General features: G+C 69.6%; 17 protein-coding genes and 2 pseudogenes. 15 read left to right on the top strand and 4 right to left on the bottom strand.

Translation table 11 applies throughout. The annotated features are described in order from the left end of the window. Window positions 1-157 precede the first annotated feature (157 nt). The 10 genes from ACWCQ1_RS47145 (at window position 158) to ACWCQ1_RS47100 (ending at window position 10312) form a co-directional block, all read left to right on the top strand. On the top strand, window positions 158-811 hold the full coding sequence (locus ACWCQ1_RS47145; RefSeq protein ID WP_451029490.1) for an ATP-binding protein: 654 nt from the start codon (window positions 158-160) through the stop codon (window positions 809-811). Continuing rightward, window positions 796-1860, top strand: a complete 1065-nt coding sequence (locus ACWCQ1_RS47140) for a hypothetical protein (RefSeq protein ID WP_451029489.1) — start codon at window positions 796-798, stop codon at window positions 1858-1860. The genes ACWCQ1_RS47145 and ACWCQ1_RS47140 overlap by 16 nt, the downstream gene beginning before the upstream one ends. A 99-nt stretch (window positions 1861-1959) precedes the next feature. Further along, a complete protein-coding gene (locus ACWCQ1_RS47135) occupies window positions 1960-3477 on the top strand; it encodes an amino acid permease (protein WP_451029488.1) in 1518 nt (505 codons plus the stop codon). Continuing rightward, window positions 3477-4835, top strand: a complete 1359-nt coding sequence (locus ACWCQ1_RS47130; RefSeq protein WP_451029487.1) for a glutamine synthetase family protein — start codon at window positions 3477-3479, stop codon at window positions 4833-4835. The genes ACWCQ1_RS47135 and ACWCQ1_RS47130 overlap by 1 nt, the downstream gene beginning before the upstream one ends. Window positions 4836-5248: 413 nt before the next feature. Continuing rightward, a complete protein-coding gene (locus ACWCQ1_RS47125; RefSeq protein WP_451029486.1) occupies window positions 5249-6139 on the top strand; it encodes a glycosyltransferase in 891 nt (296 codons plus the stop codon). Window positions 6140-6153: 14 nt separating this feature from the next. After that, window positions 6154-7029 (top strand): phosphotransferase enzyme family protein, encoded by an 876-nt coding sequence (locus ACWCQ1_RS47120; protein ID WP_451029485.1) that lies wholly within the window; start codon window positions 6154-6156, stop codon window positions 7027-7029. Between the two features lies 1 nt (window position 7030). Further along, the gene (locus tag ACWCQ1_RS47115) at window positions 7031-7762 is read left to right on the top strand and encodes a glycosyltransferase (RefSeq protein ID WP_451029484.1); all 732 of its coding nucleotides are present in this window, start codon (window positions 7031-7033) and stop codon (window positions 7760-7762) included. A gap of 20 nt (window positions 7763-7782) precedes the next feature. Next, window positions 7783-8658, top strand: coding sequence for a PIG-L family deacetylase (locus tag ACWCQ1_RS47110; RefSeq protein WP_451029483.1), 876 nt, complete (start codon window positions 7783-7785; stop codon window positions 8656-8658). After that, the gene (locus ACWCQ1_RS47105; protein WP_451029482.1) at window positions 8655-9269 is read left to right on the top strand and encodes a hypothetical protein; all 615 of its coding nucleotides are present in this window, start codon (window positions 8655-8657) and stop codon (window positions 9267-9269) included. Before ACWCQ1_RS47110 ends, ACWCQ1_RS47105 begins: the two co-directional genes overlap by 4 nt. Next, complete coding sequence (locus ACWCQ1_RS47100; protein WP_451029481.1) at window positions 9266-10312, top strand: glycosyltransferase; 1047 nt, start codon at window positions 9266-9268, stop codon at window positions 10310-10312. Before ACWCQ1_RS47105 ends, ACWCQ1_RS47100 begins: the two co-directional genes overlap by 4 nt. Here ACWCQ1_RS47100 and ACWCQ1_RS47095 read toward each other — a convergent pair. Further along, window positions 10302-11318, bottom strand: coding sequence for a phosphotransferase (locus ACWCQ1_RS47095; RefSeq protein ID WP_451029480.1), 1017 nt, complete (start codon window positions 11316-11318; stop codon window positions 10302-10304). The two genes, ACWCQ1_RS47100 and ACWCQ1_RS47095, sit on opposite strands and share 11 nt — an antisense overlap. 606 nt (window positions 11319-11924) lie before the next feature. Here ACWCQ1_RS47095 and ACWCQ1_RS47090 point away from each other — a divergent pair. The 5 genes and pseudogenes from ACWCQ1_RS47090 (at window position 11925) to ACWCQ1_RS47070 (ending at window position 20266) form a co-directional block, all read left to right on the top strand. Beyond that, window positions 11925-13019, top strand: coding sequence for a hypothetical protein (locus ACWCQ1_RS47090; RefSeq protein ID WP_451029479.1), 1095 nt, complete (start codon window positions 11925-11927; stop codon window positions 13017-13019). A 166-nt stretch (window positions 13020-13185) separates the two neighbouring features. Further along, window positions 13186-13520 (top strand): annotated as a pseudogene (locus ACWCQ1_RS47085) (PIG-L deacetylase family protein); the annotation flags it as partial. 330 nt (window positions 13521-13850) lie between these two features. Further along, window positions 13851-16079 (top strand): IS1096 element passenger TnpR family protein, encoded by a 2229-nt coding sequence (locus ACWCQ1_RS47080; RefSeq protein WP_451029478.1) that lies wholly within the window; start codon window positions 13851-13853, stop codon window positions 16077-16079. Window positions 16080-16241: 162 nt separating this feature from the next. Beyond that, entirely contained in the window at window positions 16242-19025 is a 2784-nt protein-coding gene (locus ACWCQ1_RS47075) for an SNF2-related protein (protein ID WP_451029497.1), read from the top strand. After that, the gene (locus tag ACWCQ1_RS47070) at window positions 19022-20266 is read left to right on the top strand and encodes an SWIM zinc finger family protein (protein WP_451029477.1); all 1245 of its coding nucleotides are present in this window, start codon (window positions 19022-19024) and stop codon (window positions 20264-20266) included. Before ACWCQ1_RS47075 ends, ACWCQ1_RS47070 begins: the two co-directional genes overlap by 4 nt. Window positions 20267-20566: 300 nt before the next feature. Here the strand turns inward: ACWCQ1_RS47070 and ACWCQ1_RS47065 are convergent, their stop codons facing one another. From ACWCQ1_RS47065 to ACWCQ1_RS47055, 3 genes and pseudogenes are all read right to left on the bottom strand, one after another. Beyond that, window positions 20567-21193 carry a hypothetical protein gene (locus ACWCQ1_RS47065; protein ID WP_451029476.1) on the bottom strand — a complete coding sequence of 209 codons (627 nt, stop codon included), beginning with the start codon at window positions 21191-21193 and terminating at the stop codon, window positions 20567-20569. A 78-nt stretch (window positions 21194-21271) separates the two neighbouring features. Then, window positions 21272-21346 carry an integrase core domain-containing protein gene (locus ACWCQ1_RS47060; RefSeq protein WP_451029496.1) on the bottom strand — a complete coding sequence of 25 codons (75 nt, stop codon included), beginning with the start codon at window positions 21344-21346 and terminating at the stop codon, window positions 21272-21274. 264 nt (window positions 21347-21610) lie between these two features. Beyond that, a pseudogene (locus ACWCQ1_RS47055) lies at window positions 21611-21749 on the bottom strand (Uma2 family endonuclease); the annotation flags it as partial.

Here is a 21749-nt window from a genome sequence, read left to right as displayed (position 1 = left end):
ACGTGGTGCCACACGTCCAGGAAATCTGGTCAAGGCAGCCCGTGACGCCAACTGCCCAGCTTGAAACGGTAGAGGGCATCGCAGCCGCCACAGTCTCCTCTGGCTCTGCGATCAACCAGACCGAGTCGCATCGCGCAGGCCACCCGGAGGACGCACTGTGAACCCCCACCTCACCACCGACGCCTGGGGCGTCGTATGGGGAGCGCTGACCGCTTCACGCCCAGCATCTTCGGACAGGCCCTTTCCGGCCACCGCTCTGCCTCGCTATGAACAGCGTCTGTCGGCATCCTGGATCCTGCCCGGCCGCTCCTTGCACACACCGCGAGCGGCCCGCACACACCTGATCGGCACCTGCCGCACCTGGCGCGTCCCTCGCGAGGTCACCGACAGTCTTGCGCTCATCACCAGCGAACTCACCACGAACGCCGTCGTGCACGCACACGGCGAAGAGATCACGCTCTCACTGATGCTGTCCGCACACCACGCCTGGGTAACCGTCAGCGACCAAGGCCGGCCCCGCTCCCCCATCGACCGCTCGACAGCAACCGAGGACGCTGAGAACGGGCGCGGGCTATGCCTGGTCGAGGCCCTGGCCAGTCACTGGCAGGCAACCACCTGCCCCGGCGGCACCCGTGTGTGGGCCTGCCTTGCCCTGCCCCGCCGGGTCCCGGCAACGGCAGCCCACTATGCCGCCCCGGCCACTGCCGGCGACCGCGCTGAGCGCCCTCACCCGGACGACGACCCCCCGCACCCACAGCGGCCCAAGCCCACCACGCCAACCCTGCGGATGACCCGATGCCCAAACCGTTAGCGAGCCGCACCAAATCCACGGTCCTAGGCCTCAACGCCATCGGCCCTACCGGCCTGATAGTCAGCCCGGTCGGCCCCGACACCGATCTGCGTGCCGCGCTGGAGGATCTGAAGATGGGCCGGTACCTCTCCGCCCGTGACCTGCTGGCCCGCACCGGCCCCAACTGGGCCTTACGCACCATCCGCAGCCAGCTCCTGGCGGCCGGCGCGGGCGAGCCGGGCGTCTTCAAGACCTGGCGCGACGAGGAACCCACCAGCCCCGATGCCGCCATGATGTGGGGCCGCGTCCTCACGCGTGCCGCACTCGCCGCGCATCGCAGCAACCAGAGCCAGCACGTGGTGGCACGAGCCGCCGGCCTCGCCCGGCAAGCCCTCTACCAGGCCAGGGCCCTGTGGCCGGCATGCCCTGTGCCGTGGGTGGATCTGCTCAAGCTGACCCGGCTTCCCTTTGCCCCGCACCACTTCGACCCCCACGCCCACGAGCGTGGCATGCCCTGGGACGCGTTGAAAGACCCGGCGATGCATCACCGGGGTCCCTGGCCGCTCCTCGCAGAGATCAACCAGCGTCACCCCGGAAACCGGGAAGGCCATCACCGCATGCGGGAGTGGTTCCACAACCGCTCACGCGAGCCCGGGGCCGCCATGAACTACTCATGCTGGCTCGTCGCGATGGGAACGCTCAACCCCCAGTTGCAGGTCATGCCGCTGTACGCGCTCATGGACATCTACCGGCAGCGGCACGGTGATGGCCGGGGCGGTGCCCTGCAGTTCTGGCAGACAGCCCAGGTCCGGCACTACGCGTGCAAGGCATACGACGACTGGTTCGCCGGCCTCCCTCCGGTCGAGTACCCGTGGCAGCCGCTGTCGGACCTCAGCCACCTCGCGCACGCCCTGGTGGCCTGCGGCGAGAACGACCGCGCAGCCTTCGTGTTCCGGGCGATGGGCCCCCACGTCACGCCGCAGCCGTGGCAGGACATCAACGCCAGCCTCGGCCGCTCCGCCGACTGGAGGGAGGAGTTCCTCCGCATCCGTGCATCCGTCCTGCGCTAGCCAGGGCGTCTCGATGCGCTGCCGGGCCCCGCCGGCCCAGCGTGATCAACGCCCCTGAACTGTCCCCGTACCCTCTCCCCCCTTTTCGAAGGATTACTGGTGTCTCACACAAGAGCCGGCACGGCTGACCCCGCGAGCTCGGACGATGCTTTCCTCGCCGAGCTCGGCATCAAGCCCGAACTGGTCCGCAAGATGGGCGCCTTCGGGAACTTCGCGATCAGCTTCTCGGTCATCTGCATCCTGGCCGGCGGCATGAGCCTGTTCGGGTTCGGCCTGGGTCACGGCGGCCCTGTGGTCATGCTCGGCAGCTGGGCCGTGATCGGCCTTCTGACGCTGCTGGTCGGGCTGTCCCTGGCCGATGTCGTCTCCGCGTATCCGACCTCGGGCGGCCCGTACTTCATGGCCGACAAGCTCGGCGGGCGCCGCTGGGGCTGGGTGACCGGCTGGCTGAACCTGCTCGGCCTGCTCGGTGCGATCGCGGGCATCGACTACGGCGCTGCCACCTTCGCCGGCGCGTTCGCGCAGATGCAGTGGAACATCGCGCCCACGGACGGCACGACCATGCTCATCTTCGGGTGCATCCTGCTCCTGCACGGCCTGCTCAACTCCGCCGGGGTGCGCCTGGTCACCGTGCTGAACTCGATCTCGGTGTGGTGGCAGCTGGGCGGCGTCGCCGTCATCGTCGGCGCCCTGACCATCGCCCCCGCCCAGCACCAGTCACCGAGCTTCGTGTTCACCCACTTCCACAACGACACCGGCTTCTCCCACCCCTTCTACGTCGCGCTCGTCGGATCCCTCATCTCCGGGTACACGTTCTGCGGCTACGACGCCTCCGCACACGTCGCGGAGGAGACCACCGACGCCCAGACGTCCGCCCCCCGCGGCATCGTCCGCTCCATCTGGATCTCCTGGGCGGCCGGGTTCGTGCTCCTGGCCGGACTGCTGTTCGCCCTGCAGAACTACACGGCCACGCAGAACACCGCGACGGGTGTGCCGCCTGCGCAGATCTTCCTCGACGTCCTCGGCGCGAGCGGAGCAAAGGCGCTGCTGCTGGTCGTCATCGTCGCGATGCTGTTCTGCGGCAACGCCGAGGTCGCCGCCGCCAGCCGCATGGTCTACGCCTTCTCCCGCAGCCGCGCCCTACCCGGCTGGCAGAGCTGGCGACGCGTCAACGACCGCACGAGGACCCCCACGAGGGCGGTGTGGTTCGTCATCGTCGTGCCGTTCGTCCTGGCCCTGCCGGCCCTGTGGTCTCCGGCCGCCTACGGCGCGATCACCGCGATCAACGCGGTCGGCATGACCCCGGCGTACGGCATCCCGGTCTTCCTCGCTCTGCGCAAGGGCCGCGCCTACCAGAGCGGCCGGTGGAGCCTGGGGCGTTGGCGGCGCCCGATCGGGTACATCGCGGTCGCCTACGTCGCGATCATCACCGTGGTGTTCTGCCTGCCGCAGTCCACACCGATCACCACCGAGTCCTTCAACTACGCCGGGGTCACCCTGCTCGTGGCGCTGCTGCTGGCCTGGGCCACCTGGATCACCCGCGGCAAGCGCGCCTACCAGCTCACCGCCGCCGCGACTGCCCAGCCCGGCGAAGCCCTCCTGAGCGAAGGTTTCTGATGACCGCCACCACCAACCCCACCGCTGAGCCGTGGCCCACTGGACCGGTCAACCGCACCGTGCTGCGGCGGCTGCTCAAGGACCGGGCCGTCACCACCATCATGCTGGCCGTGCCCGACCTGCACGGCCGGCTCATGGGCAAACTCTTCAACGCGTCGGTCTTCCTCGAACGGATGACCGGCGGAGCGGAGATGTGCTCCTACATCCTGGCCACCGACATCGACATGACGCCCCTGGACACGTTCGACCCCACCGGCTGGGACCAGGGCTTCGGAGACTTCCTCGTCATCCCCGACCTGGACCAGGTCCGCATGCTGCCGCACCGCCCCGGCACCGCCCTCGTCTTCGCCACCCCCGTCCACGACGACGGCAGCCCCGTCGAGGTGGCACCCCGCCAGGTGCTGGCAACGCACCTCGCACGCCTGCGCCACCTGGGATACGAGATGAAGGCCGGCGTCGAGGCCGAGTTCCTCCTCTACAAAGCCGGGCCCGACGGCCGCGCCCCGGCCTGGCCAGCGAACCTTGACTACGCCCTGCATCAACCGCCCGAGATCAGTGACTTCTTCCACCATCTGGGCGAGGCGCTGACCGATGCCGGGATCGGCTACGAGGCCTTCAAGACCGAGGGAGCGCCCGGCCAGTGCGAGGTGACGTTCGCCTACGGTGACGCCCTCGCCGCCGTAGATCACTACACGGTCTTCCGGCACATCACCGCCCAGGTCGCCGGCCGCTACGGCATGACACCGGTGTTCATGGCCGCGCCCGCCACCGGGGTCGCAAGCGGCCTGCACCTGCACCTGTCCCTGTGGCGCGAGCACGCACCAGCCTTCGCCCACCGCCGCGGCCAACAACCACCACCCGCCATGGCACAGGCCATCGCCGGCCTGATCTCCGCCCTCCCCCACCTGGCGCCCCTGTACGCACCCACTACCAACTCCTACAAACGCTACCGGCCGTATTCCTTCGCCCCCACCCGCTACAACTGGGGCCACGACCACCGCGGCTGCGCCATCCGCACCTGCGGCCACGGCCCCGGCACCCACCTCGAGGTACGCCTGGCCGGCGCCGACGCCAACGCCTACCTCACCCTCGCCGCCTACGTGGCGGCAATGGCCCACGGCATCGAAGAACGCCTGACGCCCCGGCCGGCCTGCGACGGGGACGCCTACCAGGACCAGGGCTCCATCCCCCTGCATGCCGACCTCACCGAAGCCCTCGCGTACTTCGAGCACAGCACCATCGCCGACCTCCTGCTCGGCACAGACGTTGTCCGCCACTACACCCACGCCGCCCAAGCCGAACTCGACTGGCACCGCACACACGTCACCGACATCGAACAGCAACGCGGCATCCGCTGAGACACCCTGCCGCCGGGTGCAATTCACCGCTCGGTGGACCGGATGGCCGTAAACCCGCCCATACGACAGAACTGTCACACGCAGGCCGCGTAGGCCCCCTGCCCGGATGTTCCCGGCCGTGGTCATCGGACAGACCAAGCACCCGACGCGGGGGAGACGTCTCCGACATTCCCCCACGGCGACACAGAACCCGCGCCGGGCCCCTTTCACCTCCCCGCATGGAAGGGCGGGCTTCCGCGTGGCCCCCGGATGCGTGAGTTCGCCCATCAGCAGGCCCAAACGGACCGCGCGGTGGCCTGTGCGCTGGTCGGGAGCCCTTGGGGTGGCTGCCCGACAGTGCCCACGGTGACCACCACTGCGGATGCCTGCCGCCCTGAGCGAGACGAAGACCACCCAGCGAAGGAGAATCCCCTATGTACGCGATCGGCCTGTGCGTCGATGAGCGGTACAGGTTGCCCACCCTGACCACGCTCACCTCTCTCGCGGACAGCCTTGACCCTCGCACCCGCAGGGACGTGGCGCTGCGCGTCCTGACCCTGGACCTGGAGCGCAGCCACGTCACCACCATGGCCGACCTGGTGAAGCGTCTCGGCTTTCAGTCGTTCGACCTTCGCTGGTGCGCGCCGTCGAAGGCATCCCGCCTCAGTGACGCCGAGTACATCAGCATCACGACCTACCTGCGGTTTCAGTTCACGCCAGAATTCGTCGGCCGCTCCCACCTGATCTACGTCGACACGGACGTGCTGATAACCGGAGACCTGTCCGCGCCGCTCTCGCAGTTACGAGCCGGGCATGTGGGGGCCGTGCGAGACGAATTCAACCCGGCCGTTGGAGAGTGCCCGGCACTACCTGGCCTGGCAGAAAAGTGGCCGCACCTGCGTGGGCGTGCGTATTACAACGCAGGGGTCCTTTGGACATCGGTCGCGCTTCTGGCCACGATCCGCCGCGGCGTGGAGTACGTGCTCGTCAAGGGACGGCAGCACATCCTGCACAATGACCAGGACGCGCTGAACATGTGGCTGCTGGCCTCTGGCCGCGCTCAATCCGTCGGGCCCGCCTACAACCGGTTCGAGATGCAGCGCTTCCTCCAGCGCGGGGACTGGGTACGCCGCGTAGTCCGACGTCCCCTCAGCACCAGTGCCGACACGGCCCTGTTGCACTTCGTCGGCCCGGAAAAGCCGTGGCAGGCGGATTGCCCAGCGACGGAGGACGTACGCGCCTACCGGGCACACCTGCGCCGAACGGTTCGCTACATCCACCGTCTGGGCGACCTGGGCATCGAGGCGCCGGGCGGTGCCCGGTGAGCCCCGCGGAGCCCGTGGTTGAACAAGCCTGCGTCCGCCTGCTGAGGACCTCGGCCCGTGACGTCACCAGGCTGACCCTCACCCCGAAAGCAGGCGTCTACCGGGTCACACTGGCTGATGGGCGGAGCGTCGTCATCAAGTTGTACGCCCCGGCCCGCTCGTTTACCGCCTTCACGGAACGGGACCTCATCCGGGCGGTGAGCGGCCACGTTGCCACGCCCACCGTGCTCGCTTGCGGCACCGTACCCCCTCACGGCGCGACAGTGCTCATCACGGGGGACCTGGGAGAGACGACACTCGGCCAGGCTGTCCGGGACGAATCCGTCTCCGAGCGCGAGGCGATGCACCGCTGTGGGCGCATCTTGGCGCGACTCCACCAGGTACCTGTCACACCGGGACTGCTGACGCGGCGCAGCCTGGCGCAGCAGTGTGTCCACCTGCGCCGTGTGGGCCCTCCCGCTCTGCTTCACCGCATCAGGCCTGCGCTGGACCGCGTCGAGGCCGCGTGCGACAGGCTGGCGCAACTCGTGCTGTGCCATGGCGACCTGCACTTGGACAACGTCCTTCTCCCGGAGTGCGGCCCCTCGGCAGGCACTGCCCACCTCGTCGACTTCGAGGAGACGACTCACTGCGTAATGGAGTACGACCTCGCCCAAACACTGGTCACCTGCGACGCCACGACCGGCGCGGCCCGAGATCACCTCCTGACCGCCTATGGCACATCGGCCGCCGAGGGTCTGCTGGACGCCCTGATCGTCTTCCACACCGCCCGTGGATGGACCTACGCCGCTCTGCTGGAGAACCGGGACCGCGACCTCTGGGCCGCCCGGCTCGACCACACCCTCGCCGCGTTCGCACACGTCCTGCACCCACTACAGAAGGGCCACTGAGGTGAGCACGGAAGTGTCGGTGGTGATCCCGGCTTTCAACGAGGCTGACTACCTGCCGCGATACCTGCCCAGCGTCGTTCGCTCACTGCGCATGTGGGAGACAACCAGCGGCGGCCGCGGGGAAATCATCGTCGTGGACAACGCCTCCACGGACGGCACCGCCACGATCGCAGCCTCACACGGCGCCCACGTCGTGACCGAGCCGGTACGCAACATCGGACGGGTCCGCAACACTGGAGCGGCCCACGCTGCAGGCCGGTACCTGCTCTTCGTTGACGCCGACGTTGAGGTGCCCGTCGAAGCGGTTACCACGCTGGTCGGCCTGCTCGCGTCCGGCCGGCATGTGGGCGGCGCCATCCCACCGCATTACACGCCCAAGCGCCTCGGCGCCCGGCTGCTGTGCTGGTACTGGGACGCCTACCGGCGACGCCACCGCGGTGCCCAAGGCGTTGCCCAGTTCTGCACCGCCGACGCCTTCCGCGCGCTGCAGGGCTACCGGCCGGACCTGTTCATGAGCGAAGACGTCGAGTTCTTCGCTCGCCTGCGAGACATGGGCGACCAAACCGGCCGGCCCGTCGCCCTGGTCGACTCGTTGCGCGTGAAGCCCTCAACGCGCCGCTATGACCAGTGGCCCACCTGGCGCATGTGGTGGTGGCAGAACCCGATCACCGCCCGCCTGCGACTGGGCTCGTCCGCCTTCTGGCGGCACTGGTACCACTCCACCGTCCGATGAGCTACCGGAGGCAAGCACCCATGCTCACCCTGCCCCAACCCGATGCCGAGGGCATCTACACCTTCCCCACCGACCTGGCTGAGGCCCACTTCCAGTGGCAACAGGACCTGAGCAAGCGGAAGAGCGAAGCCCCGATCCTGAACATGCCCGCTCCGCTGTCCGGCACGACCTACCTCATCGAACAGCGCCGGCCCACCGGTCGGCCCGTCGTGGTCATCGAGCCGCACCACGACGATTTCGCCCTTTCCGCCTCGGGCCAGTTCCTCGCACGCCCAAGACCGTTGACGGTGATCACCGTCTTCACCCGCTCTGCCAGCATCGACCCGGCCTTTGCCAGCGACTTCCCGACAGTGGACGCAGTCTCCGCACTACGCGCCGCAGAAGGCGCTGCGGCTCTCGAAGCCTTCGGTGCGCGTCGGCACCTCTTGGGCCACAGTGACGCCACGCGCCCCTACCGGGCCTACGACAGGCAGCGCCTGGACCAGATCACTCACGAGCTCGCGACGCTCCTGTCCGACCACGGCGACGCCGAGCTGCTCGCGCCGGCGGCGGTGACCCGTCATCCCGACCATCTGCTGGTGCACGAAGCCGCGCGCCGGCTTGGCTGCAGCTGGTTCTGGGAGGATCTGGCGTTCTGGTCCACCTACGCCCTCGCCGGATGCGATCAACACCTCTTCCGCGCGCGCGTCGGCAGCAGCCTGGCACCGGAACTCGCCGACATCACCCAGTCCGTCCTGGACAAGCTCACGCTCCTGCACCTGCACGGCTCCCAGAAACACCCGGCGTCCAAACGCTTCAAGCCACTCCGTCACGCCTGGACCGTCGCCGCCGACCTCGTCGACCAGCCGCAAGGCCCCCGATTCGCTGAGCGCTTCTACCACCTGGAGACGGCATGAAGGTCATCGCCGTAGAAGGCCCGTCCTACGCGGGCAAGACCACCGCCCTGCGCCACCTGCGCACCAACACCGACCCCGCCGACGTCGCCATATTCAACTGCTATGTACAGCACTTCGCCGAGCCACGAGACATTCCCCCAGCCCGCACTGAAACCGCGGCCCAGCAACTCGAGGCGTTCGAGGTGTTCATGAAGATCGAGGCTGCCCGCGTCGCGCGGATATCGGCCGGGGCCTTCGGGGCGGTCGTCCTGGACCGGTCAGTGGACACCCTCATGGCGCACGCGCAAGCCATGGACCGCCTCTACCGCTTCGGCGTCTACGATCAGGTCCGGCGACGTCTGGAAGACCTGCCGCATCTTCGGCCTGACCACACGATCTACCTGGACGTCTCCTACGAGACTCTTCGCCTGCGGAGGAAGACCGCCGGACACGGTGAGACGGAACCCGAGTACTTCCTCCACGATCCGGCCTTCCTCGCCCACGCCCGCGCTTATTTCATCGCGCCCCGGCTCTCACCGATCACGCGGGAAATCACGGTCGTTCCAGGCGAACAGTCGGCCGAAGTTGTCGCCGGGGCGGTCTCCTCCCTCGTCGAGTGGTGGAAGCGATGACTGCCATGCCGACTGTCCAGTTCGCTTGGCGGAGGACCCCGCCGCCCTTCCTGATCGGCGGAGCAGAGGTTTCCCAGCAGCTCCTCGCCGAGGAGTTCGCGGCCGTTGGCTGGAACGTTCTCTACCTCGGTTGCTATGAGCCGCCCTGGAAAGCACCCTCCGACCTGCCGGCGATGAAAAAGCACCTCCTCGAGCGCGGCATACCGTATGAGGAGGCAGACGGAGAACTCCGCTACGCGTACAACGGCGTGCGCTGCCGTGCTGTCGTCCAGGACCGGCTTCCGACAGCCCTCAACGCCATGCTGCGGCAGCACGCGCCCGACGTACTGATCACATCCCAGGAAGGGGCCGCCGACCTCGCAGCGCGGGCACGTCACCGCGGGGTGAGGGTCGCCGCCTGGCTCCATTCCGTCTCGTCGACCAGCCTCGGCGTCCTCGATGGCCGACCGCACCACGCTCTGGCCGTATCGCGTTTCGTCGCGTCCCGCGCCCCCGCACACGAGCAGACCAGCGTGATCGTTTTCTATCCGCCTTTCACGCGGCCACGCCCGCGACCGCAAGCGACCGGTGATGCGCTCCTCATGGTCAACCCCGTCCCGCAGAAGGGCTCCCCGCTGCTGCACGAGCTGATCCAGCGGCAGCCACTACAGCCGTTCACCCTCGTTGAAGGGTGGTGGGACACCTCGAGCGAGTTCGCCCACTATCCCAACGTCACGTACATGCCGCGGACCTACGACATGGAGACGCTGTACGCGAAGCACCGGCTCTTGCTCGTTCCGTCCGTCGTGGACGATGCCTTCCCGCGCGTCATCATCGAGGCCGGACTGCACGGCCTGCCCGCCATCGGCAGCCGCGTCGGTGGCATCCCGGAGGCCATGGGAGAAGGCGGCGTCCTGGTCCCCGTCGGCGCCTCAGCCTGCCACTGGGTTCAGGCCATCCATGAAGCGGACAGGGCCCACCTGGCGCGGCAGGCGCAAAGGCGTGCCCAAAGTCTCGTACGGCCGTGCCTGCCGGAACTTGCAGCAGCCGGCGTCATTGAGTGAACGCGTCCTCGACGTCGCCGAGCCGGTCAGTCCACCAGTTCAGCAGGCGCTCGTCAGCGGTGAAGAGGTGATCGCACGAGTGGTCACCGTGGTCGTAGTGGAATTCAAGTTGCCAGTAGTCCGTCATGCGTTTCCACCACAGGCGGCGCACCCCGTCGAGCAGAGCGTCATTGTTCAGTGGGACGACGCTCCGATAACCGTCGATGAAATCACGCACCCGCTGGAGGTCGAAACGGCCGTCGACTCCGAATTGCACCTGGGCGGTGCGAGCGACCTCTTCGGCGTACGGGCGCACACCGAGCCGGTCCCAGTCCAGGACGGCCGCGATCCGCCCGTCACGCCACAGCACGTTGAGGCATTGGAAGTCACCGTGCGTCCAACCGAAGGGGCCAAGCGGGATTGTCGTCGTGGGGCGTAGGTAGGCGTACTTGCCCAGCAAGACCCTGCGCCGTTCCATGGCCTCGGCTACCACAAGGTCGAACTCGGACGGCGTCGACGTGGTGGCGACGATTTCACTGAAGCGCTCCGAGGCAGTGACGGCCTTATCGACGCTGGTGACCTTTGCCGGAGGCACCTGGTCCGGCATGGTTCCCGGCGGGTGAGCGGCCAGAGCCAAGTGGATCCGGCCCAGCATGATCCCGAGTTCAGCGACCTGTGACGCCGCGAGATCGACGCCCCGCTGGTGGCCGCCATCGATCCATGGGAGGACGCAATACGTGTGGCCTCTCACATCGGCCACGACGTCGCTACTGCTGGTGGCGAGGGGCGCGCACACGGGGATCTGCTCTGTAGCCAGAGCGCAGAGGGCAGTGAGATTACGCCGTGCCGTCTCCGGCGAAACGTCCCTGATCCGCTTTACAGCGTATCGGCCCTGCGCTGTGGTGACCTGCCAGTTCTGATTCATCAGCCCATCAGGCAAGAAAGCGTGCCCGGTCGGCTCGCCAAGGCCGAAGGCTTCAGCAAGGAAAGGAAGATCATTGGCAAGGCTCAGGTCATCGGCGGACATCACCCAACGACCCTACGCGGGCCGGGCGGCGGCATCCACCAAGACAGGCACCTTCGGGTGGAACGGAACGCAAGTGCCAGGACGAAGGCCGACGGCGATAGCGGGCCCGGCCTCCGGAGGGGGGAGGGGAGGCCGGGCCCGCTGGCTGGTGATCATGTGTGCCGATCACGGTGATGCTTACGGCGACGACGGCTACCACGGCCGGGGTGACTACAGCGGCAGGCCGACCCGGCCTGGGAGGAGACGGGCCTAATCCCCAAGACCTCTCCACTCTCATCGCTAAGCGCCTGGCGCCCGACAGGGCGTTCGCCTATCCCGCCGCGAGCCGCACCGGCCACAAGCCATGAGCGGCAAGTAGCTGGAAGGCCGCGAGACCGAGCTGACCATCCACCGCTGGCAGTACACCGCCGCTCAGTGGGCCGACATCACGGTCTTCCAGGAGACGAAGGGGGCCCGCAGCGAGGGCCCGTCCGTCGCAACGACCCTGACCTTCGCGGAGAAGCGCAACACGATGACCGTCTGGGTCACGGATGCGAGCGGGTGACGCGGTACGCGCCTGAACCCCTTCTTCGTCCGATAGATCACTATTTCTGAAGGATTCACGTGATGCAGATATCCCCTCCAAGGGAGCGGTCCCTGGGCAAGAAGCAGGCAAACCTCCTCGCGGCCATCCTGCGCGGGGTGCCCGTCCTGGGATGCGGCAACGAGCGCCACGTCCTGACGGACCTTGATGTCCGCAGCGCGCTGGACACCCTTGCGGCCGGCAACGACGCGCAGCGGACCGGGGAGCTGAACCGGGCGCGTCCGCGGCTGCTGAACGCGATCATCGGGGCCGAGGCCAGACACACGGGCTACATCTCGGGCCTGCCTCGCCACGGCGTCGAGCCGCTCTTGCGGACGGTCAGCGAGACGGTCAGGGGGCCGCTGGTCCTGCGGGTCGTGTACGGCGCCAGCACCCACATACCGCTTCGGGCGCTCAGCTACGTCCTGCCGGCCGTTCGCATGGCGGCCCGGCTGACCGCAGCCGGCCAGCGCACCCCCTACCTGAAGATCGTGCTGGCCGGCCCGCTCGGCAGCCGCGTCAACGCCCTGCCCGGGCCCGTCACAGCCGCGGAGACCAAGCTGCTCGCCCGCTGCCTCGACCGGCTCCTGACGGCGCTGGCTCCAGGATGTTACGGGCTGTACCGCACCCGGCCCTCCGCCGACACCCTCGGCGCGCTGGACGACCTGGTGCACACCCTCACCCCGGACCGAAGGGCGGCAGTCCTCGACCGGCTCGGCGGCAAGGGCGGCGCCACCGCCGACGAACAGACCCTGCAGTACGCCGCCGCCCACGTCCTCCTCCACGACCGCACCAACGCCATCCCCCTCGACCTCGAGTACGGCACGCCCGCGCCACAACACGCCCCGGTCATCGACATCGGCAGCCTCCAAGAACGCCACTTCCACCACGCACGACGGCTGTTCGCAACCAGCGCCGCGAACGACACCAGCCCCACTGCGCTGGTACTGACCCGGCACTCGGTACCGCCCTACACCATGGCCCGCGACGGAGACCTCGGACTGCGCCCATTCCTCGACGGAACAAACCCGCAAGGCGGGCCACTGGCCCCCGCCGCCCGTCACGACCTGCGGCTGCTACAGACCGAGTTCCCCTCGGCCGAACTGCACGACCTCCTCACCGTGCGACGGGACTCCTGACCGCCACCACTGATCGCGAGGCGCGCAGCCTGCCACCGTGCACAACACCATCAACGGCGGGGTACAGCACGGCCCAGTCATCCCATCAGGCCGGATCACTGGCCTCACCATCCACGCCCACCGCCCCAACCCGCCACAGGACCAGTGATCTATTCGTAAGTTGAGAGCGTGCACGGGGGTCGTCACCGCCACGTGGGCTGCGGACAGTCACCGGGCGGACGAGCTCGCTGAGGCACTGGCCGCCCTGGGTGCCGGCCGAGCGAGGATGCTCGGGTACGGCGATGACCGCAACGACGGGTCGGCGCCCGGGCGCACCCGTCTCTGTGACGCGCCCCGGACGAGGTCATCGCCCAACTGGTCACACAACTGCGGGAGTTTCGACCTGACATCGTGGTCACCCATGACGCCATCGGCCAGCTGACCGGCCACCCGGACCACCGCCACACCCACCGGATGACGCTGCTCGCCGCGGAGGCCACCGGGCTCGCGCATCTCTACCCGGGCGAGATCGCATCTGCGGGTTACCGACGAGACCGATCACTCTCAGGAGTTCTCACTCGTGCGGCTCAGGCACGCGGAGGGGCTACCAGGCTGCGGCGCTCTGGGCCTGTACATGTCGGGGGCTGCGCTGCCCGCGGCCGGTAGGGCCATCGGCTCTCGAGGCCTGCGCTGCCCGCGAAAGATCGCGAGGACCCAGGGTATCCGCTGCGGGCGGCGTCGAGGCCATGTGTGCCCGAAAGGGGGTGGCCGCCGCAGCCGGGTTTGAGGTGGGCGCACCGACAGCGCCATGATGGGGCCGTCTAAGTAGCCCCGGTGCGGTGGGAGCAACAGATGCGGCCAGAGGGGAAAACGGCCCCGTCCGATCTCCAGCTGAAGATCGTGCTGCACGGCACGAGACCGCCCCTGTGGCGGCGCCTGGTGCTGCCGTCCGACACCTCGCTCGGGACACTGCACGACGCCATCCAGGTCGCCTTCGGATGGCACGGTGGCCATCTGCACCTGTTCACCGACGAGTTCGGCCGGGGGTACGGCGATGCGGCCCGGCTCACCGACATCGACCTCGGCTTCGGCCGCGGGGGCGGCGACGAGGACGCGATCGCGCTCGGCAGCGTGCTGGCCGAGGAGGGAGCGCGGCTGCGCTACGTCTACGACTTCGGCGACGACTGGGAGCACCGGATCACGCTGGAGAAGACGCTGCCGCGCCCGGCCGGCGTGGAGCGGACGGTGCGCTGCGCCGGCGGGCGCCGCGCCGGTGTACCGGCGGAGGACATCGGCGGCGTGTGGGGGCTGGCCGAGGTGCTGCACTGTCTGGACAGCCCGGACGGGGTCGGGGATGGCCCGTACGGTGAGCTTGTCGCCGAGCTGCGGGCGACCGGTTACGATCCGGCGGCCTTCGACCAGGGCGGAATCACCGCGCGACTGGCCCAGTTGACGCCCGACACGGTGTCCGGTGAGGTGAAGCCGCCGAGAGGTGATCGGGCCGGGCGCGGCGGTGCCCGTCGGACCGCCGCGGACGTGACGGTGTGTACCTGCGGGCAGTGCGGGGTGGGCCATCCGGTCGACGGACGGGCTGCGGATGTGCCGGTGCTGCGCCCGGTGACCCTGGCTCCACAGGAGGACCTTGTCGCTGCCGTGCGGGGTGTTCCGCTCTTCGACGCGGCGCTGCGGCTCGCTGCCTGGTGCGGCGAGGGACGGCAGGTCACCGCCGGCCGGGTGCTGCGGCCCGTGCTCGCCCGTGCGGCCGTCGAGGAGCTGAATCTGTGGAAGCTGGCCGGCGACGACTCGCCGTTTGCCGATGCCCTCGCGCGGGCTCGTGCGTTGAGCAAGCTGCGCAGCGCCAAGGACGTCGCTGTTCTGGATGATCCGTGGTGGCTCGCCGTGGACGGCGGGCTGATCACGATCAGCGGGGGCCGCGCGTGGAGTGCGGTGGCAAGCGATTTCGCCGGCGAGGACCTTCTGGAGTTGTGGGCCGCCACCCTGGGCGACCTGCTGGAGGAGATCGGTGAGACGGGGGTGCTGGACGGGTGGCACGGTGAGCTGGGCGAGCTGTCGGCCGAGATCGCCGACGGACTGGTCGGCCTGCTGTACGACGCCCCGGACGACGCCTGGGTGGATGTCGACGATCTGCGTGCCCAGGCCCGCGAGTTGGGCGAGAGAGGGCCGGAGTTCGACCTCTTCCAGGCTGTGTTCGCGGCGTCCTTCCGAGAGCTCGGGGAAGGGCTCGCCCTGTTGGGCGCGGTGGAGTACGAACCCGCAGACGGCGACGATGCGGCCGAGGAGACGGTGCGCGCACTCCTGAACGCCATGGCCGGACAGGAAGGGGACGGCGGTTGGGGACCCTCCACAGCGGCGTCGGACCGATCGCGGGACGGCAAGCGCGGGCACCGCATGCGGCTCACCCCGCTGGGCCGCTACGGGCTGCGCGCCTATCTGATGGAGTGTGGTGTGCCCGCGCCGCTGCTCGGTGAGTACGCCGATGCGGACGCCGGCGCTCTGCTCCAGGGGCTGCTGGGCTACTCCCCCGAGGACATGCGCCGGGAGGTCGATGGGTGGCTGGCACGCCGTTCGGCGCCGGACGCCGCAGTGGGGCTGCTCGACGCATGCGCGGGAGACGGCTCCGCGGCAGCGGCGAAGCGCGCCGTGGCCCAACTGGTGCTGGCCGACCTGGACGATCCCCGGGCACTGCGCGTGCTGCGCAAGGCAGCGGACTCCGGCGTCGAGGGGTGCCGTCAGGTGGCCGCCGCGACGTTGGGCGCACGGCTTGGGACAGATGCGCAGGTGGACCCTGCGCAGACGGAGGAGGCCGGATGGTGGCTGCTCATCGACGGGCTGTCGGTCCTCGCCGGCGCGCAGGAGACCGAGGAGCTGACCCGGGACTTCCTGGAGAACTGGAACACGACGCCGCAAGCGCTTGAAACGGGGGTGGACGAGCTGTGGCGAGTGCAGCACCCAGCCACCGCCCACGTGCTGGCCGAACTGGGTGAGGGCCTGCGCGGCGTCGACAAACGGCTGGCCAAACGCATGCGTACCGCGGCCAACAAGGCCCACTCCCGCCGATGACGGCAGGGTCGGACCCTGCGGATGGACGACGGCGCGGCGAAGACCGCATGGACGACGGTGAGGCGAAAGCACGTGGCACGAGGCCTCGTACGGGACCAGGGCGCAGGCACGAGAAGCGTCGCACCATGGGCCGCGCCGGAGTCTGCTGTCTGGGCGCGGAGTCTGCTCGACGACGGCTGGGCGGCGGTGTTCCTGCCTGGCGAGCCGGCCCGCCTCGGCCGGTTGCTGCTCTGGCAGCCCGCCGGGGCAGCCCCTGCCGAGGGCATGGCACCCGTGGGCGTCCAAAGCGAGGCGGCGGAACTCGTGCTGCCGCACGGCCGCTCGGTCAGACGTCGCAGGGCGCAGGGGTACGCCCTGCCCGTCGCCCTCGCCGTCGCCGCGCTGTCGGGGGCACGGCCGCGGCACCCGTCCGCCGCCGCCTGGCAAGCAGCCACCCGCTTCGCGCTGCGGCTGCTCGCCGACGGCCGTCTCCACCCCGCTCTCACCCCCGCCGGCTACGACACCTGGCAGGCGGGTCCCTTCACCGCCGCCCAGCGTCACACGCTGGACGCCCTCGCCGCCGCGTTCCCGCCCCACGCACACTGCCTGCCCGAACCAGGCTCCGTCCCACTACGGATCGCGGAACCGGCCGCGCTGGTACGCCGCTTCTGCGACGCTGTCGCCGACGACCTGGTCCGTACCCCGGCCGCCCCGCTCGCGCTGGGAACGCTGCCCTACGCCTGGCGCGAGACGCATGCCGTGCCCGTCCTGCGTGAGTGGGCCGAGGAGACCGTCGCCGCGTTCACCGCCGACATCGGCGTCTCGCTGCGCGTCGATCCTCCCGAAGGACGGCGCCGGCACTTCCGGGCCGTCCTGCAGCTGCACACCGCCGCGGATGCGGCGCTCGTCGTCGAGGCGGCACGGCTGTGGAGCGAACCGGCCGAGGTGGAGCGGTTGCTCGGGCCCCGTGCCGAGACCGAGACGCTGCTCGCCCTGCGCCGCGGCGCCCGTGTCTGGCCTCCGCTGCAAAGGCTGTTGAAGGACGCCGCTCCCGATCAGCTGCGGCTGACCGACGACGAAGCCCTCGACCTTTTGGGCGACGCCACCGACACGCTGCGCGCCACGGGTATCGCCGTGCACTGGCCGCGCGAGCTGGTCAAGACTCTCACCGCGACCGCGCAGATCGGGCAACGCACCGCGCCCGGCTCCAGCGCGGGCGGCATGCTCGATGCCAACACCCTCCTCGACTTCCGCTGGCAGCTCTCGCTCGGCGGTGACCCGCTCACCGAGGACGAGATGGACGCCCTCGCCGAGGCTCGCCGCCCCCTCGTCCGGCTGCGCGAGCAGTGGGTGGTCGCCGGCCCGAAGCTGGTGGCCCGCGCCAGGCGACGCCGGATGGAACCGCTCACCCCCATGGAGGCACTGAGCGCCGCGCTGACCGGCGAGGTGGAACGGGACGGGGAGCTGATCGCCTGCACCGCGGTCGGGGCGTTCGGCGACCTCGTCACCCGTATCCGCGACCCCGAAGCCCGCGCCCCCGCCGTCCAGCCTGCCGCCCTGAAGGCCACGCTGCGCGACTACCAGAAACGGGGTCTTGCCTGGCTGGCCGAGATGTGCGAGCTCGGTCTCGGCGGCTGCCTCGCCGACGACATGGGCCTCGGCAAAACCATCACCCTGCTCGCTCTGCACCTGCACCGCCAGACCGACCCGGCCACCGCGGGACGCACCCTCGTCGTCTGCCCCGCCTCCCTGCTGGGCAACTGGCAGCGCGAGGCGGCCCGGTTCGCGCCGGGCACGCCGGTACGCCGCTACCACGGCGGCGACCGCCACCTGAAAGACGTCGCCGACGACGAGATCGTCCTGGTCACCTACGGAGTGCTGCGCCGCGACCGGGAGACCCTTGCCCAGAGCGCATGGTCGCTGATCGCCGCCGACGAGGCCCAGCACGTCAAGAACCCCTACGCCGTCACCGCCCGCGAGCTGCGCGCGCTGCCTGCCCGTGCCCGCGTCGCTCTCACCGGCACCCCTGTGGAGAACAACCTCTCCGAACTGTGGGCGCTGCTGGACTGGACCACCCCCGGACTCCTCGGCCCGCTCACCGCCTTCCGCGACCGCCACGCCCGCGTGATCGAGTCGGGCGAGGATCAGCAGGCCGCAGAACGGCTGTCCCGTCTCATCCGCCCGTTCCTGTTGCGCCGCAGGAAGTCCGACCCGGGCATCGCGCCCGAACTACCCGCAAAGACCGAGACCGACCGGGTCGTTGCGCTGACGGCCGAGCAGGCGAGCCTGTACGAGGCGGTGGTCCGCGAAACCATGACGAAGATCGCCGAAGCCGAGGGCATCGCCCGTCGCGGTCTGGTCCTGAAGCTGCTGACCGCGCTGAAGCAGATCTGCAACCACCCCGCCCAGTACCTGCGCCAGTCCACGCCGCTGCACGGCCGCTCCGGCAAGCTGGCACTGCTTGACGAACTGGTCGACACCATCACCGCCGAGGGCGAGTCGGTGCTGGTCTTCACCCAGTACAAGCAGATGGCGACCCTCTTGGAAAAGCACCTCGGGCAACAAGGCGTCCCCACCCTCTTCCTGCACGGCGGCACCCCCGTCACCGAACGTGAGGAGATGGTGGACCGCTTCCAGCGCGGTGAGGTGCCGGTGTTCCTGCTCTCCCTGAAGGCCGCGGGCACCGGTCTCAACCTCACCCGTGCCACCCACGTCGTGCACTACGACCGCTGGTGGAACCCTGCCGTCGAGGATCAGGCCACCGACCGCGCCTACCGCATCGGCCAGGACAGACCCGTCCAGGTCCACAAACTCCTCGCCGAGGGAACCGTGGAAGACAAAGTGGCGAGACTCCTCGCATCCAAGCGCGCCCTCGCCGACGCCGTGGTCGGCTCCGGTGAGGCCGCTCTGACTGAACTGTCCGACGCCGATCTGGCCGAACTCGTCGCCCTGAGCAGGCAGTCATGAGCCCCTCGATCCCCGGCCCGCGCCGCGCGCCCACCCGCGGCAGGCGTGCCTTCGCCGCGACCTGGTGGGGCCAGGCATGGGTGACAGCCCTGGAGGACTCCACCCTGGACTCGGGGCGCCTGTCCCGCGGACGCACCTACGCCCGCCAGGGCATGGTCGGCGCCGTCACCATCGCCCCCGGCCAGGTCAAAGCCGCCGTCCAGGGCAGCAGGCCCCTCCCCTACCGCTCCGCCGTCCACCTGCCCGTCCTCACCAACGCCCAGTGGGACACCCTCCTCGACACCATCGCGGCCCAGGCTGGGCATCTCGCCGCACTCCTCGACGGCGAGATGCCCGCCGAACTCGTCGACGACGCCCGCGAAGCCGGCGTACCTCTGCTTCCGCAGCCCACTGAACTCGACCCCGAATGCTCCTGCCCCGACTGGGGCTACCCCTGCAAACACGCCGCCGCCCTCTGCTACGCCATCGCCTCCACCATCGACGCCGATCCCTTCGTCGTGTTCGCCCTACGCGGCCGCGGACGGGAGGAAGCCCTCGCCCAGTTGCGCGCCCGGCGTACGGCCGCCCAGGCGACCTCCACCCCACCGGCCCCCGCCGGCCTCCCGGCAGCCGGCGCCTACGCAGCCTGGGCCGCCCTGGCCGAAAACCCCCCGCCCCTACCCGTACTCCCCGAACCGGCCCCCCACACCGCCGCACTGCCCGCCGCCCCACCCCCCGGCACCGGTCTGTCCACTGAGGACCTCGAACATCTCATGGCGGACACCGCCGCACGCGCCGCCCGGCTCCTCACCGGCGACACCACGAGCCTGCACCTGTCCCCGCGCGAGGACGCGGCACGCATCGCCGCCGACAACTGCCCACCGGAGTGGATCCACCACATCATCCACAACACCGGTGCCAAACCGACCGCGTTCGCCCGCCTCACCCGCGCATGGCGATACGGCGGCCCAACCGGCATCACCGTCGCCGAACACCCCCACACCCCCGACCCGACGGCGATGACAGCCGCCCGTACCGCCCTCACCGAGACCCTCGCCGACATGACCACCACCCCAGCCGCCCTCACAGCCTGGCGCAACCGCCTCACACTCACCAACCACCACATCCAGCTGCGCCTGGGCCCCGACACACGCTGGTACCCCTACCGCAAGGATGACAACGGCGACTGGTGGCCCGCAGCACCGGCCGACCCCGACCCCGTCACAGCGCTCACCTCCGTCTGGCAACAGACCGAGAAATGACGGGCGGCAGCCGACCGGGCCGGAACCAGGTAGGCGACCGGCACCGAATGGCCCGACCCGCAATTGGGCCCACGACAGCCCGGGTGACCAATCGACTGCCGACGATCCGCAGAGACACCAGGTGCCCGTACCAGGGCCCGGGCCAGGAGGTTGACGAGGCCCTGCCACGGAACCCCCGAGCCCGCTGCCCGCGCCGTGAGCCGGGGCCGCCCTCGCTTGCCGCGAGGCGTACCAGGGGCCGCGGCCAGCAGCTACAGCCACGGCCTCCACGGTGGGATCGCCCGCACCGCGCCCACGGGATCAGCAGTCCACCATCCACGGCCGCAGCGACGCGACGGCCCTGTGGTCACGGTCGCGCTCACGCATAGGGAGCCAGGCCCGCATGACCGGCTCCGCCGCCTCACAGCCTCCTTCACGTTCTGCTCGGCCGCGAGGCCCACCGCTCCCCCGGCCTGGTACGTGAGATCGCCTCGGCCGGCCACGAGATCGGCATCCACGGCTGGCAGCACCGCCCCCTGATGCGGCCCGCACGCGATCCGAGAGGTGGAGCAGAACGTCCACGCGCAGTGTCGCCAAGGACAGAGCATAGACAGAGATCGCGATGCGGTGGTCGCCTGTGACGGCGACCTGAGGCTGCAGGTAGACCACTTCGTCGCTGGCAGCCACGGTCATCGGATTGCTCCACGTCAGTGCGCGGCCGGTGGGGCCGGCCGCGGTTGCCAGCAGCAGTCGCGACATGCCGGTCGCATCGTCGAAGCCGGTGACGGCCGCGCAGATCAGGCCACCGCCAGCAGCAGCCGCAAGAGCCGGACCGCTCTTCGCGGTGACGTCTCCCAGACCCGGCGCCATGGCCGGCACCTCGGCCACCGTTAACGGCTCCGTGAACGTCTCGCCGTAGCCGCCGGAGGTGAGGACTTTGAGAAGCACGTCACCGCTCGCAGAGGGGACGCCGTAGGCGACGGTGAGCGAGCCGTCCGGTCCGGCCGCGGCGACGGGGGCGCGTTCCTACTCGGCGGGCGGTACATAGTCGAGGGCGGAGTGGAGCCGTTCCTCGTTGTACCAGGTGCCCCACTGGGAGATCCGCCCGCTCGACCTGGTCGAAGCCAGTCCAGGGGCCTTGCATCTCGATCAGTTCCGCCTTGAAGGTGCCGTCCATCGCCTCGGCCATCGCGTTGTCATACGCAAGGTCACCGTCCCGGGCCCGCCGGGTGATCACGCAGCGCAACCATCACGTTGCTGAGAAGACCTCAAAGTCTTCACCGACCGGCGCCTGAGGCGGTGCGAGGAGATCATGAGTGCGCTCCCGCATCGTTGCCCCGTCGCCGAATGCCCAGCCACGCCCGGTTAGACCTGGCTGCCGAGGTCGATCTCCACTGGGAAGGGGGCCGCTACCTTCAGAACGCCGGTGAACACGTCTCCCTCACGGTAAGCCTTCGTCGCAGGGTCGAGAACGTAGGTGTACACGAGAGGAACGCCTGTCGCG

Source organism: Streptomyces sp. NPDC002144, assembly GCF_053593695.1.
Note: the sequence above shows the minus strand (reverse complement) of the source record. Positions and strands in the feature narration are given on the sequence as shown.

Coding starts and splice junctions, on each gene's coding strand:
- ACWCQ1_RS47080 (WP_451029478.1), top strand. CDS start 13,851: ATGCGGCCAGAGGGGAAAACGGCCCCGTCCGATCTCCAGCTGAAGATC.
- ACWCQ1_RS47105 (WP_451029482.1), top strand. CDS start 8,655: ATGAAGGTCATCGCCGTAGAAGGCCCGTCCTACGCGGGCAAGACCACC.
- ACWCQ1_RS47095 (WP_451029480.1), bottom strand. CDS start 11,318: ATGTCCGCCGATGACCTGAGCCTTGCCAATGATCTTCCTTTCCTTGCT.
- ACWCQ1_RS47125 (WP_451029486.1), top strand. CDS start 5,249: ATGTACGCGATCGGCCTGTGCGTCGATGAGCGGTACAGGTTGCCCACC.
- ACWCQ1_RS47090 (WP_451029479.1), top strand. CDS start 11,925: ATGCAGATATCCCCTCCAAGGGAGCGGTCCCTGGGCAAGAAGCAGGCA.
- ACWCQ1_RS47130 (WP_451029487.1), top strand. CDS start 3,477: ATGACCGCCACCACCAACCCCACCGCTGAGCCGTGGCCCACTGGACCG.
- ACWCQ1_RS47140 (WP_451029489.1), top strand. CDS start 796: ATGCCCAAACCGTTAGCGAGCCGCACCAAATCCACGGTCCTAGGCCTC.
- ACWCQ1_RS47070 (WP_451029477.1), top strand. CDS start 19,022: ATGAGCCCCTCGATCCCCGGCCCGCGCCGCGCGCCCACCCGCGGCAGG.
- ACWCQ1_RS47110 (WP_451029483.1), top strand. CDS start 7,783: ATGCTCACCCTGCCCCAACCCGATGCCGAGGGCATCTACACCTTCCCC.
- ACWCQ1_RS47100 (WP_451029481.1), top strand. CDS start 9,266: ATGACTGCCATGCCGACTGTCCAGTTCGCTTGGCGGAGGACCCCGCCG.